A 14,168-nucleotide genomic window follows, 5' to 3' on the forward strand; every position below is an offset into this window, starting at 1 on the left:
TTTACATAAAGAACGCTAAAAATGCTGTTCCACACGTGTTTGATAGGTCTCAGCTATTTTATACTTGTCCCCACGTCTTATTATTTCTGCCAAAAAGCCGTCTTGAATGAGCACTTTCAAAAACTTTCTTTCAACCTCAGGTAATGAAAAATTCAATGGAGATAAAAGCTCTTTCGAAAAGCCGAAAGCTCTTGGACGGCGCTGTAACTCCACGCGATATAACAAACGCATATCTTCATTAAGCTTATTAAACGTATTCGCTAAATTATTAGAAGGGCCTTGAATACGTCGATTGAAAATCGAAGCGGCACGCAATAATTGGGCACTTTCGCTGTTTAAGGATGCATTAGATTGTTGCTGCAACTGAAACAAGTTCAAAGCGGGTGGAATACCTAAAGACGTACTGATTTCTTGATTAGCCACATCTGGCGATGAAATTAACCTTTCAAAAGGATACACAATGACATTATCCTCACCAAAAGCATCATCCCAATGTTTTAAGAAATCATTTAAATTTAAAATATTCGCAATGTAACTCCGCTGATGTCGAATAAAGCGAGTGAAGCCAAAATTTTTACCCTCATGAATCATTTGAAAATACACTGACCTAAGCCAACTTTCAGGTGAACGTATAAACACTAATACTTTCCCATCGGGTACATTTTCTTTACACAAATTAGCAAATAGATAGTGACCATAGTCATACTTATGTTCACTCGTTTGATTTCCCCATGGGATCCCTGACAACCCTTCTGAGGAATAAAGCGTTATCGATTGTTTGCCCAAAGCTTTTGGCCATAAATCCAACAATAAATTAGGATCTGTTTCAATTTTTATCGCTTTTCTCGTTTCCTCAACTAAGGTGTTTAGCCCATCTGAAACTAGGTTTATGTCGTTTCTTTTATACCACTGGGATTGGAAAGAGGTACTTCCAGTCTTGGGTAAACCAATGTGAATGAGTTTCATATATGTCCATTTTATGAAGAGCTATTAATCCAAGATATAGTAGCACCCCTGATAACACAATAATCGGTGTTATTGACTGTATTATGTATCTTGACCGTCTCCAAACGTCTCCACTGACTCTGTTGCAAAACTTACAGTCAAATTATTATCATCATTGTTACGCTGTAATTCACAAGTAATTATTACTCACTATTCAGTGCTATTTGATGGTGTACAGTAGAAGGTAATTAGACGTAAAAATGCCACTCATCGTAAATGAGTGGCAGTAACATCAAAGCACGTTTCTAAATTTAATCAATAGTAGGAATTCGCCCTGGTGTCCAAGGCGCGCCTATTGCTTCTAGCTTGTCTTCCAATGCGGCTAAATCACTACGTAAGCTTTTTAACTGTTCCGCAACTCGGGTGTATTCTGCTTCGGCAATATCAAGAGACGCTAAGTGATTCCCTGACACCTTGTTTTGACTGCCGCTAATGGCAGAGTACAAACTACGTGTTCGACCGGCAACTGACCACAATACAGGCTCGTGACGAGCTCTTACTGTTGCATCGCCATTTAACAACACAGTTAGCTGAGTCATACGGGCCGCTAATGCGCGCACTGCTTGAGCATCACTTTCAGTAGCGGACGGAGTCACATCAATAGCGACGGTTAAGTGCTTAATTCGACTGCGCAATTCAGCTTGGGCTTTTGATGCGCCACTTACTGAACGATATAAGTTTGCAGCGCGCTTTTGTACGGCAAGTAAGGCTTCGCGATCGGTCGAAATTTCAGGGCTATTATTCAGTAGCTTCAAAATGAATGTTTGAGGCTCAGACAAAGTAGACACTTCACCAAACTGACGCTTTTTCAAGGTAACCGTATATTCACCTGGTAAAGCAATTGGCCCTTTAGGTGGAATTGCCCACGGAGCAACGTAACCTGATGGTTTCTTTAAAGAAGGTGGAGCAGAAGACGGATAATGCATGTCCCATGCAACACGGTGAAAGCCTTTTTTAGTTGGTCCATCAATACGGCGAACTAATTTACCTTGGGCGTCTTTCACCTCTAAAAACACAGTTGGTGCTTCTTCTTGATCTTCTTTACGTAAGGTATCCCAATTTGGATAAGGCGTGTCGCCGCCTTCTTTCTCAATCGCCTTTTCTTGCTCACGGCGTATTTTTCTTAGGGTTTGATAGCTGTCTTTCAAGTAGAAAGAAAACACCGCTCCGTAGTGAGGGTTATCTGCTGTGAAGAACTCATTGCCATTTGAACCTTTGCTTTCACGACCATATTGATAGCCTTGTAAATACAACCAGCTGTCTTTCACTGGGAATAGTGTTGCACTTTGCTGACTCAAGTCACTTGCAGGCGTTCGCAATGGCGAATAATCATCGAGAATGTAAATACCACGACCAAACGTCCCCACAATTAAATCGCTTTCACGGCGCTGAATTTCCAAGTCACGTACTGCGATGGTTGGGAAATTCCCTTTCATTTGCGACCAGCTTTCACCCTGATTTTGGCTCACAAAAAGGCCAAACTCCGTACCTACAAATAACAAGTTCGGGTCGACGTGATCTTCTGCAATAGTATGAGCGGCCCCAGATGAAGGAAGATTGCTGTTAATTAACTTCCAGCTTTTCCCTTTATTTGTAGTCTTTAACACATAAGGTGTGTAATCCCCTTGTTTGTGGTTATCAAACACAGCATAGGCGACATTTTCATCGTGGGTAGAAGCAATGATATCTTCCACCAACGCCATCTTAGGCACCCCTTTAAAGCTACTGGTTGTGCGCCAATTATCGCCACCGTCATCCGTTACGCTAATTAAACCGTCGTCGCTTCCAGCATATAACAGCCCTTCTTTCACCGGGCTTTCGTTTATAGCAATAATAGAGCCGTACATAGACGTAGAGGCATTTTTCGCAACAGTATCCACGCTCCATACTCGGTCCATTACTTTTAATGTGTTGCGGTCTATTTTACGGGTTAAATCTGGACTAATCACTCGCCAATTCTCACCGCGATCGTCAGACTGAAAGACTTTTTCGGCGGCATAAAATAAGCGAGTCGATTTGTGTGGACTTATCAATAAGGGAGAATTCCAATTCCACTTATACGCATTTTCACCTTGCTTAGGGTGAGGTGTAATTGACACTCGTTCTCGGGTGCGTTTGTCGTATCGTGCTAACCCGCCGTACTGAAATTGAGCGTAGATGATATTGGGGTCATTCGGGTCGATTTGAGGCTTATAACCATCACCACCTATGACAATATTCCAGTCGGCATTTGTGATCCCATGAACCACTGTGGTTCGAGACGGAGCACATAGAGAGCTGTTATCTTGGGTACCGCCACATACATTGTAAAACGGTTCTGCGTTGTCAGGTTGCGCACGATAGAACTGACCTAAAGGCAAGTTTTTCGCATGTCGCCATTTCGCACCTCGGTCCCAACTTTCATACACACCACCATCACCGCCGATGCGAATATGTTGGGTATTGTTTGGGTCTATCCATAACGCGTGATCATCAACATGACGAAATTCGCTTGAAAGTGGTGAAAATGATTTCCCGCCATCTTCCGACACCTTAGTAAAGGTATCGAGTGAATAAAGCCTGTCGGGATTTTTAGGGTCGACCACTAATTCATTGTAGTACTGTGGGCTACTGGTCATATGCCCAGAACGTTTCTTCCATGTTTGACCAAAATCTTGTGACCGATACACGCCTTTATCTTTGTCGTTCGACTCAATAATGGCATACAAGGTATCAGGAGCTGACGGTGCCATTGTAATACCAATGCGCCCCATGTTGTCTGAAGGTAGGCCCGATGCGATTCGCGACCATGTTTTCCCCCCATCCGTGGTTTTGTGAATACCACTACCCGGACCACCGTTAATCAAGGTCCAAACATGGCGTCTACGCTGATAGCTAGAGGCAACTATTTCGTTGGGATTGTTTGGATTAACAACAAATTCATTAATCCCTGTGTAGGTATCTATTTCGAGTATGCGCGTCCAGTTTTGGCCGCCATCAGTGGTTTCATATAAGCCTCTGTCGCCGCCATTGCTCCATAATGGTCCTTGAGATGCGACCAGCACGTGATCAATATTGTTTGGATCTATCCAAATTTGGGAAATATGACGAGAGTTCTTCAACCCCATATTCTTCCAGCTTTTGCCGCCATCTAATGATTTATAAACACCATCACCATAAGCCACCGAGCGCTGAGCATTGTTTTCTCCTGAACCAACCCAAAGTACATCTGGGTTTGTTGGCGCCATTTCAATAACGCCAATAGAATAGGAACTTTCCTTCTCAAACAAAGGTGTCCAGGTGGTCATATTGTTCGATGTTTTCCAAAGGTTACCCGATGCGGTAGCAACATAAAATTCACTGGGATTGGACGGGTTGACTGCAAAATCGGAAACTCTTCCCGAAATCATCGCAGGCCCTATATTTCTTAGTTTTATGTTAGCAAGAGGATTAGATTCTGCGTCTTTAGCAAACGACACACTGGGAGAAACAGACAAAGCAAATGCCAAGCTTCCCCATGCTAAATATTTCGACATAGACATGATGTTGTTTCCTTTGGAAGCCATGGCATCCCTTTAAAATAGTTGGTAATTAAACGAGTTACCACGCTAACATTTTAAAGGAATTTTTACATGTTGCCCGCAGATAAGATTGAGCGTCTTACCGCAAATTAAATCTGAGGCTCACAACTATGACAAATACACGCCAGTTCCAAATGAGGGCTAACCATTGAGTAACCCGATTCAGACACGCGCTGCGTGAGCGAATGCAGTAATTCTTTTGGCATAGCCACTTCTTCTACTTGTCCACACTCAGTACAAATCATAAATTGGGACATGCCGTGATCATGACAACACTGAATATGGCTGCATGAAATAAACTTATTGTTAAAATTCAGCTTGTGAACAAGTTGTTCTTCTTGCAAAAAGTCGAGAATTCGATAAACCGACATAGCCCGAATTTCCTCTTTGTAATGCACTTGATATTGGTCGACTAGCTCATAAGCAGATAGAGGTATGGGTGATGCAATGAGTACTTCCAATACTTTTTGCCGTTTTTCGGTAAAGCGAACACCCGCTGACGAACATATGTGTTTGGCGGTTTGCACTGTACTTGATAATTGTTCAGGTGACATATCACTCTCCACTTACACGCATCTTACATAGGGTCTAAAGTTAGTAACACACGCCATTGCCCCTCCTCAACACTACATGAACGATGAATAGCCCCTTCGTGCCCTTCTTTAAATGCACTTCCTTTTAGAAGCGCAACATCAAATGCCTCTAGCAGCGTTTTATGACCGACAAATTCACCTTTGTTACGGCGAATATCGTCGATATTGGTACTTTCATTAGGAATAAGCTCAGTACCCTCGCCTAAATAGGTTGTCACCATACGAACGGGAATGTTGTCCACATGAAAACGTGGGCACATAGCGGATTTGGTTGCAGTTAACCTTAACCCGACTTCTTTACAATCGAATAAACAGGTCAGCATCTCTGCTAATTGGTATATGTCATTAATGGCTTGTTCTTTGCCAAGGCCTGTTGGCAACAAAGTGTCGAGATTATGCTTTAACGATTCAATATCAAAAACATGTCTTAGCTCTAACCGTGAAGTGGCAGCAGCATGGTTAAAGTAAGCTTCTACCACATTATTTTTGGGCCTTTGCCAACAACACAAACTGGTGGTTTGGGCAAATATATCAGCCAGTACTAAAGGCGACTTATCATAGTGAAAAGACGTAGTTAATGAAGAAATGTTCGGTTGCATAAATCTTTACAGTCAACTTTACGTGCAGTTACATTATAACATAACACAAGTAAGCCAGATTACGTATGCCTTTGTGAACACTTTTTCGGACAAATAAAAACCGGCTTCACCACAAGGTGAAACCGGTTTGTTCATTTTTACTTGAGTTTAATTTAAACGAATGCTGCTTTATACAAGTGCTGTTTTATAAAGATGCAGCATGCGAGACCACGCTTTCTCAGCTTGAACTTTTTCATACACACTTGAGTCTGGCGGACACCAACCGTGTAACGTGCCTTCGTAAACTTCAATTTCAGCTGGCACACCTGCTGCTTTATACGCTTCGGCTAATACCTTTTTCGCGTCAGGGGAACGCTTGTCGTCGTTCTCAGCAATAGCATGTAAAACATGGGCTGGAGACGTTGGAATTAGTAAATGAGGGCTATCGTCCTGATCAGTGACTAAGCCACCACCATGAAAAGACGCCGCAGCGCCAACTCTTTCTGGTACCGCACCAGCTGTACGCATAATCAAAGGACCACCCATACAATAACCCGCAGTTCCAATTTTACGTTTGGTATCAACGCCTTCTTGTTTATCAATAAAAGAAATATAAGCCCGTGCATCGGACATACTCGCTTCATGTGTCAGCTTGCGATACATAGGAATAACCGTTTCTCTTACCCCTGGGTCGCCAAACCCTTTACCTGGGTCAATAACCGGTGCTTTGGCATCGCGATAAAATGGATTCACTACCAACACAGAATAACCTTCTGCCGCAAGACGTGTTGCCATAGCTTTAAACGCAGGTCTAAGTCCACGAATATCTGGCCACATTAATATACCTGGGTGTGTTCCTTCAGCAGGGCGAACAAAAAAGCTATCTGACACGCCTTCAGGCATAGGAACATTGACATCAGACTCTATTAATTTGCCTTCATACTTGCCCGCAGCTTTAGCTGAACTTGCAAAATACAGAGAAAAAATGCCCGCGGCACTTAATTTACCAAAGTCTCGGCGATTTAATTGACCGCCTGTTTGTTTAAATTTGTCATTATCTTGTTCAGTAAAATCATCACACATGGCTTTCTCCAAAAAAGGAATACTATTGATGATTACCAACTTAACGAGTTTTTAACACAATTTCTATTCCGCCCAACGTTGGAAATCTTAAATTCATCGGTAATAATTATTATCTCACTTTAAAAATAACCATTTCAGTTGCATGATTAGAGGCAATACTTACTTGCAAAAGAGCAGTAAAAAGTACAAATAGTGTTAGTTCGTGATTAATTTATCATGGTAACATCGCGGCGATACTACACTTGTCCTGTCTGTAACAAAGTTCTGAACGAGTAGACTCACATACTACTAAATAGTTATTTGGTAAAAACCAGTGCGGTAAAAAAGGGTAAACATTGAGTAACTTAAAAAAAACCATTACAAGTAGCTTTTTGCTTAGTTTTCAAGCTGTTTTAAAGAAACTGGTTGGGCTTATCAGCACGTTAATCTTAGCTCGTATGCTTGTACCGGAAGATTTTGGCATCATTGCCATTGCTCTTATGACAATGGGCCTGTTAGAAGCGGTTAAAGAGTTTGGTGGAGCTTCTTACTTAATGAGGTCAAAGGAGGTCACCGAGGACATGCTCAATACCACTTGGACATTGAGTATTATATTGAGTGCTACCATTACAATTATTTTAGTTCTAGTTACCCCTCTAATTGTAAACTTTTTCGAAGATGAACGTCTGTATGCAATACTCTGGGTCTATTCATCTTTGTTCCTGATTAAAGGAAGCGGTAATCCTGCAACTGTATTTTTAAAAAGAGAGCAAAACTACTTACCCATAGTGAAATTATCTATTTTTGGTAAAGTGATTTCTGTCGTAGCTGCCGTCGCAGTAGCGCTAATTTATCAGAACTATTGGGCCCTTGTTGTAGGCCAATATGTTATATCGGCAACAGTTGCTTTGGGATCATTCTTTATTCACCCATATCGTCCAAAGTTTTCTTTAATCAATTTTAAAGAACAATGGAATTACTCTGGTTGGTGGCTATTACAATCTATTCTTGGCTATTGTAAATCTCAGTTAGATACATTTTTGGTTAGTACTATGTTTAGTAAAGCGGCATTAGGCTCTTACTATACAATGAAATATTTAGCGTCAATACCTACAACATACTTAATAGGCCCATCAACAGAACCTTTGCTGGTTCAACTCGCCAAAATTAAAGATTCCGGCGACTACTTTTTTAAACAATACAATATCAGCTTAATTGTGCCCTTATGCATTGCGATACCAGGGTGCATCTTTTTGTTTGCGAACCATCAATTAGCCACACTTACAGTTTTAGGAGATAACTGGATAGAATATTCCGAATTATTTGCAATTTTTTGTACCGCAATAGTCTCCTTACTTGTACAACAGCATGCATCTCGTATATTCGTTATTCATGGAAAAACGAAAGGGCTTTTTTATTACCAGCTTATCTCTTTCATCATTATTTATAGCTACTTAATTTTCTTTGATTTAAGTGATTTAACGCAATTTTCAACTGCGAAAATTGCCTTAGAATTTGCATTCTCCATGTTATTTTTTACTTATATCACTATCAAATACACTTCTTTTTCAAATTATTTGATCTGCTTAATCAATTTAACACCAATTATTGCCGCTTCACTATTAGCGTCATATGGTTCCCAATATATCAACATCCACTACGCAAACTTGTACGACAATACCATTTTGCAATTTATCGCTATCACTGCTGTTTTCGGTACTATTTACTTTTTGGCCTTACTTTTACAAGCCGGTTTATTACAAAAAGTAAGCAAAGAGTGGCATTATATTTGGGATCTAATTATGAAGATAAAAGGCCTCGTGATCGAAAAATTGACATCAAATCCAACAAAATAAAAGCCGCGAAGCGACCTTGAAGTAATATAAAGAGCAAAACACAGGATGGAATGAACACAAGAAAAATGGTGGCGAGCTAACGACCGTATCTGTAATTAAACGTCGTTAAATAAGCATGAAAAGCTTACTTTTAGCTATTCTATTTCCACCAATTTTTTATACTTTTCATGCCATTGTTTAAGCTCTTCTAACCTCATAGGTTTACTAAAATAAAACCCTTGTAGGCTATCGATCCCCATGGCTGACAAAGTATCAGCTTGAGCTTTACTTTCGACCCCTTCAGCTACCACACTATAACCTAATTCCTGTGCCATATACTGAGTTGCTTGAATAATAGCTTTACCGCCTTTATCAATAGTTGACACAAAACTGCGATCAATTTTCACCACATCTGCCGATAATGATTGCAACAAAGCCAAAGATGAAAACCCTGTCCCGAAATCATCAAGGGATACTTTAATACCTAAGCTCTGTAACGCTTGCATTTGATTTAATACATACTCAATATCATGAGCAAAAATTGATTCTGTAATTTCTAGATGCAAATTTTGGGCAGGAAAGTTTGATTTATTCAAAGCACTTTTTACCACAGACACTAAATCGCCTTGCATCAACTGTGCAACCGACACATTAACTGACAAGTTAACACTGTTATCAAACGACCAAGCAGCGGCTTGTAGGCAGGCTTTGTGTAGCACCCACGAACCAATAGAGTTAATTAATCCATGTTGTTCAGCCGCAGGAATAAACTCCTCAGGAGAAATATGTTCTCCATTTAATTTCCAACGCAGTAGTGCCTCGCAAAAGCTTACTTCACCTGACTGACTTTGAATAACAGGTTGAAAGGTCACATAGAACTCGTCGTTCTCAAGTGCTTGAGTTAATCCTTCTTTAAGTAAAATATCTCTGCTTAGGGTTGCTCGCATCGCTTCTGTAAACAAACACACATCTGATTTAGCGAATTGCTTTTGTACATACATTGCCGTATCAGCCAGCGTAATGAGTTGAATATCATTTACCCCATGCTCAGGGTACATAGCAATGCCAACTGTCGCACCGACTTTAAGCGAATAGTGATCAATCTGGATAGGTTGTGACAACCGTTTGATTAAGGCTTTACCGTAATTGTAAGCGTGGTTTTTATCTGTGTTTTGCAGTGCAATTAAAAATTCGTCTCCACCCCAGCGGCACACACTTTTAGGTATTGCTGTCCTTGAAGTCAGCCTTTTAGCCGTTTCTATTAGAACTTTATCTCCAATTCCGTGGCCATGAGAGTCATTGATGCTTTTAAAACCGTCTAAATCAACAAACAATACCGCCAATGTCGAATCATTGAGAGCACAAGCGTTAATCAGTAGTTTTAAGTTATCAGAAAATGCCGTGCGATTACATAACTTAGTAAGAGGATCGATATGGGAGAGTTCAAAAATCTCCTCTGTTCTTTGTTTAACTTTTTCTTCTAAATTAACATTCGCTTCTACAATTTGCTTATTTTTTTCTTCCATTTCTTTAAGCAAATCACTGTGCTTATTTTTTATTAAAATAGATTCATGGGTAAATTGAAACGTCCTTCTCGCCGATAGATACATTATTACCGTAAATACCAGCCCTAACAGACCAAAGATAACTTTATAATCTACCCCAGAGAACAAGCACATCAACGAAAGAGGAGTCAATAAAATAACGGAATAACTCTGCGCCAACCATTTATTTGCAGATAAAATTGTCGCCGCTCCCCCGGCCATAGAAGACATAATGACTATGGTCGTTGCTAATTCGATAACATCCATAGAATTAAAAAACAAAACTGAGTAGCTACTTAACGATAGCGCCGTTAGATAACGAGAGATGGAAAAACGCAAAAGTGGTTTAGTCGCGTTGTATTTTCTGTCTTTTAATTTTGTTTTCCAGTGATGCCCTTCTATTGAACGCCACAATAACAACAAACACATAAACGAAAACCAAACGATCTTAAAATGCTGTTGTTCATTGTTAGAAAAACCAAAAACCAGCGCAATGCAAATGCTCAAGGTAACCGTAATGCTGCCTGAGTTATTACCATAAAGCAGATTCAGTGCATCTCGTTTACTACGTTTGGCGAGTTTAGAAGATTCCTCGACGATAACTTGCACTCCTATGCAATGATTTCAAAACAAATTAATCGGTGTAAAAAACACCTATGCACTAAGCGTAGATGACAAACAACGTTACCTCAAGAGGCCTGATTCATACTTCACCATACCGTTAAGGAAAATACACTAAACTGCCAAAATCACTATGGTCCCAAGACCAGGTACCATTCGACCTAACCTGTATGCTTCCCACCCAATATTCTTGTTCTACCCGCGCCCTGTTTGCAAGAATCAAATGCCCTTTATCAGTCAACAAAAAAGTTTGTTCTCGCCAAGGTTTATGTAAAGACTCGCAGCTGATTAAAGGTTTATCTAAATGCGCTAAAGGTAAAAGTAAGGCGAAAAACATCATGTCGCCTAAAAATGGAAGAGGTTCCTGTTTTTGATATTCAACAAACCATTCTTTAACTGTCAGCTTATCTTTTTTGTTTTGAAGAACCTTGAGAGCAAGATGCTGAGTTAAAGAGAGTCCGGTTTCACAGTGAGGTAACTCTTGTAACATACGTGTAAGTACGTTTTTCATATTTGGTAAGCAATCGAGGCCATCTTCCTCAATCATCTCAACCAACGTATTTGGGTTACTCGATACTAATGCTTTCCAGCATCGTAAGGCTTGGGTTTCGAGTTTTCCACTAATCCGTTTACGCTGTTGCCAGCATAACCTAAAAGCTTCCTCTGGCAATTGCCCTAGCCCGATAAATCGCTGGCTACCAGGAAAACTATTTAGTTCTACAATTTCAATAGTTTTGTTTGAGTTTCCCGCTAACAGGGTCAAACAACGCAACAACATTAATTGATCGTAAGCATCGTGTTCGACCCAAAATACAAGACGCTTAAAACGCCTATCAAACAACATATCGATATTACCTTGTTCCGCTTCTGCAATCTGCTGAACCGAATCAGAACGCCCCGCAATAGGCAACAATGTCTCTTTTACATACTGAGCGCGTATCGCTACAAAGTGTTTTTCATTAGACGGAATTGGGCCTATACACAAGGGGTCAATTAGTGCCAAATACTCACCAGCAAACCCACTATTTTTAAGCCTATTTTGAATATCATGACCACAGCGAATATGCAGTGTAGAAATATCAGAATCTAAAGCTATATTTCTGTTGGAAAGTTCTGTTTTTTGTAACGATAAATCAAAACAATGGGCTTTCAATTTAGCCCAACTTGGCAAACCTAATTCTCTTGCTAACGCAAATTGAACATCGGCTAATTGAACTGTCTCCTTAGAGAGCGTATTTGGCTGTGTATGGAATGATTTAACTTGTGAAAGTACTTCCAAATCGTTGTTGCGAATAGACTTTAGGCGCCGCTTAGCGTTCAGTTTTTGTTGGTCAAAATTGATTGAAAATGGATTGTGAGATTTCATAATTCACCCTTTTATGACTTCTATGCTCGCTATGAATTGAAGTGTAAAAGAAGGTAAATGAGATGTTCCCAAATAAAATGGGGATACGCAAATTAGTAGCCTTGAACTGAGTTCTTTCCGCGAGCATGGGAGGCGCTAGGCATGCGCGTTATCACTCTAACGAGTATTTCAACACTTTACAACATGCTGTTGACGTTAATTAATCGTTCATCAATGCAATAAACCGGCTTGCCAAATTTGTGAGGCCAGATGCCGTAAAGATCTCTACGTTATCTGCATCAACTAGCATCCCTTTTCGATATAAAACAGTTCGTGGAAAACCATGCCCTCCAAGCGCTAATACAAAAGACTCGTGTTTTTCCGATATATACACTTTTTTTTCTATCTGAACTTGCAAACAAACTACATCAAGTAAGTGAGTACCAAGAGACTCAGAAAAGCTCTGTAAATTTGGCAACTGTTTTTCAGTACAATCTGGGCACCATGCGGCAGTAATATTCAAAACGAATGATTCTTTGCGGTTAATACGCATGAGTACGTTAGTTAATTCTTCTTCTGTCAGCATCTTATTCTCATTTTGAATTGTGTGTGATGAATATTATCACCAAACACAATTCAAAACTGAGTGTTTACTTGTTGGATTGGAATCATTTTTCAACTGTGATGCAAACAATAAAGGCTATCATTCACACCAGAGTTAATATTCAGAGAAGAAGCTCTAAGCCACTTCTTTGGTTTTTCTAAATGTACTTTTTAAAATAGAAAACACAGTGATCACAACTAAGCTGATGCCAAACATTGGAAATACCACGCCCAATAGAACAATGATACCTACCAAGGTTTTATCTGCGTTAAAACGCTGTGGCACTCGGGGTATCCCCCAACTTCCTTGGGGTTTTCGCTTTAAATATGACAAACATGCCCCTGTTGCAGATATAAACAATAAGACGGCCACAGTCAGTACTGCAATCCAATTTAACAACCCATATTCTCCCTGATGTAAACGCATAAACAGCTGTCTCGCATCCATGAGTATGCCTACTTGATCCCAAGTTAGATGCTTAATGGTTTCACCCGTGTACTGGTTTACATAAAGTACCGATTGGTCTTCAGTATAAAAAGCGTGGTTGGTTATTTTATATGTCCCTTCCGTACCTTTAGGCAGGGTAATCGATATGTCACCGCTAAGTTGGTAGTCTTGTATTGCAATTTTCGCTATAGCATCTAAATTCAGAGGCTCTACATTATTCGGGTTTGTTGATTCAAGGCCTTTGCCGCTTTGCCAAAGCATGGGGTAACCTGTATTCGTTTGCTTTTGTACCCATTTTAATTGGCTGCCAAACATATCAGTCCAAGGCATTCCTCCTGCTAAGAACATCAACAAAACAAGGGAACACCAAAAACCCAACACAGCATGTAGGTCTCGGAATAGTTTTTGTTTTCCTTGGTCAAAGCGAATGCTAAATACACCACCATTGCCAGCCCCTTTGTGAGGAAACCAGACATATACGCCAGTAAGAATAAGTACAATAAACCAACTTGCTACCAACTCTACGACCAAAGTTCCCGGTTTAGCTAGTAACAATTCTCCATGTAACTTACGCACATCGTACATAAAGGTTTCTTGTTGGTTTACTGCACCTTTCACTGCTCCAGTATGGGGGTCGACAAACAGTTCGTTACCCGCACGACTTTTACCTTTTAACTTAAAAGCCGTGTTGTACTTCTCATCCTCAGCAAGAGTAACCCCAGTAATGGTTTTATCTGTAGATGCTTTCGCTAAAGCAAACTGCTCCGATAAGCTTAATTTAGGCTGGCCTATATTGCCTTCAGGTACAAAATACTGCGCGGCATAAACCTGATGATTTACATTATCCTTAAATAAATAAATCGTACCTGTTATGGCTAATAGCGCGACAAAAGGCAAGGTGATTAACCCGGCTATCACATGCCATTTCCATAACCAAATATTGAGTAAATTATTTTTTTGCAACATCGTCTCTT

General features: G+C 40.2%; 10 protein-coding genes. 1 reads left to right on the forward strand and 9 read right to left on the reverse strand.

Going from position 1 to position 14,168, the window contains the following annotated elements; all coding sequences use genetic code 11:
• Window positions 1-15 precede the first annotated feature (15 nt).
• From J3L16_RS01640 to J3L16_RS01660, 5 genes are all read right to left on the reverse strand, one after another.
• On the reverse strand, window positions 16-966 hold the full coding sequence (locus J3L16_RS01640) for a hypothetical protein (protein WP_207611118.1): 951 nt from the start codon (window positions 964-966) through the stop codon (window positions 16-18).
• A 290-nt stretch (window positions 967-1,256) separates the two neighbouring features.
• Entirely contained in the window at window positions 1,257-4,526 is a 3,270-nt protein-coding gene (locus tag J3L16_RS01645; protein WP_207611119.1) for a glycosyl hydrolase, read from the reverse strand.
• Window positions 4,527-4,654: 128 nt separating this feature from the next.
• Window positions 4,655-5,119, reverse strand: coding sequence for a transcriptional repressor (locus tag J3L16_RS01650; RefSeq protein ID WP_207611120.1), 465 nt, complete (start codon window positions 5,117-5,119; stop codon window positions 4,655-4,657).
• Between the two features lie 23 nt (window positions 5,120-5,142).
• Window positions 5,143-5,757 (reverse strand): DUF1826 domain-containing protein, encoded by a 615-nt coding sequence (locus J3L16_RS01655; RefSeq protein WP_207611121.1) that lies wholly within the window; start codon window positions 5,755-5,757, stop codon window positions 5,143-5,145.
• A gap of 168 nt (window positions 5,758-5,925) precedes the next feature.
• The gene (locus tag J3L16_RS01660) at window positions 5,926-6,819 is read right to left on the reverse strand and encodes a dienelactone hydrolase family protein (RefSeq protein WP_207611122.1); all 894 of its coding nucleotides are present in this window, start codon (window positions 6,817-6,819) and stop codon (window positions 5,926-5,928) included.
• Between the two features lie 335 nt (window positions 6,820-7,154).
• Here J3L16_RS01660 and J3L16_RS01665 point away from each other — a divergent pair, with 335 nt between their 5' ends.
• Window positions 7,155-8,654, forward strand: coding sequence for an oligosaccharide flippase family protein (locus J3L16_RS01665; protein WP_207611123.1), 1,500 nt, complete (start codon window positions 7,155-7,157; stop codon window positions 8,652-8,654).
• Window positions 8,655-8,788: 134 nt separating this feature from the next.
• On the opposite strand, the gene J3L16_RS01670 is transcribed toward J3L16_RS01665, so the two are convergent.
• From J3L16_RS01670 to J3L16_RS01685, 4 genes are all read right to left on the reverse strand, one after another.
• Complete coding sequence (locus tag J3L16_RS01670; protein WP_207611124.1) at window positions 8,789-10,786, reverse strand: EAL domain-containing protein; 1,998 nt, start codon at window positions 10,784-10,786, stop codon at window positions 8,789-8,791.
• A gap of 112 nt (window positions 10,787-10,898) precedes the next feature.
• Complete coding sequence (locus J3L16_RS01675; RefSeq protein WP_207611125.1) at window positions 10,899-12,164, reverse strand: DUF1835 domain-containing protein; 1,266 nt, start codon at window positions 12,162-12,164, stop codon at window positions 10,899-10,901.
• Between the two features lie 199 nt (window positions 12,165-12,363).
• Entirely contained in the window at window positions 12,364-12,729 is a 366-nt protein-coding gene (locus J3L16_RS01680) for a hypothetical protein (protein ID WP_207611126.1), read from the reverse strand.
• A gap of 153 nt (window positions 12,730-12,882) precedes the next feature.
• Window positions 12,883-14,160, reverse strand: a complete 1,278-nt coding sequence (locus J3L16_RS01685) for a PepSY domain-containing protein (RefSeq protein ID WP_207611127.1) — start codon at window positions 14,158-14,160, stop codon at window positions 12,883-12,885.
• Window positions 14,161-14,168 lie beyond the last annotated feature (8 nt).

This window comes from Alteromonas sp. 5E99-2, assembly GCF_017368475.1.
Taxonomy (GTDB): domain Bacteria; phylum Pseudomonadota; class Gammaproteobacteria; order Enterobacterales; family Alteromonadaceae; genus Alteromonas_F.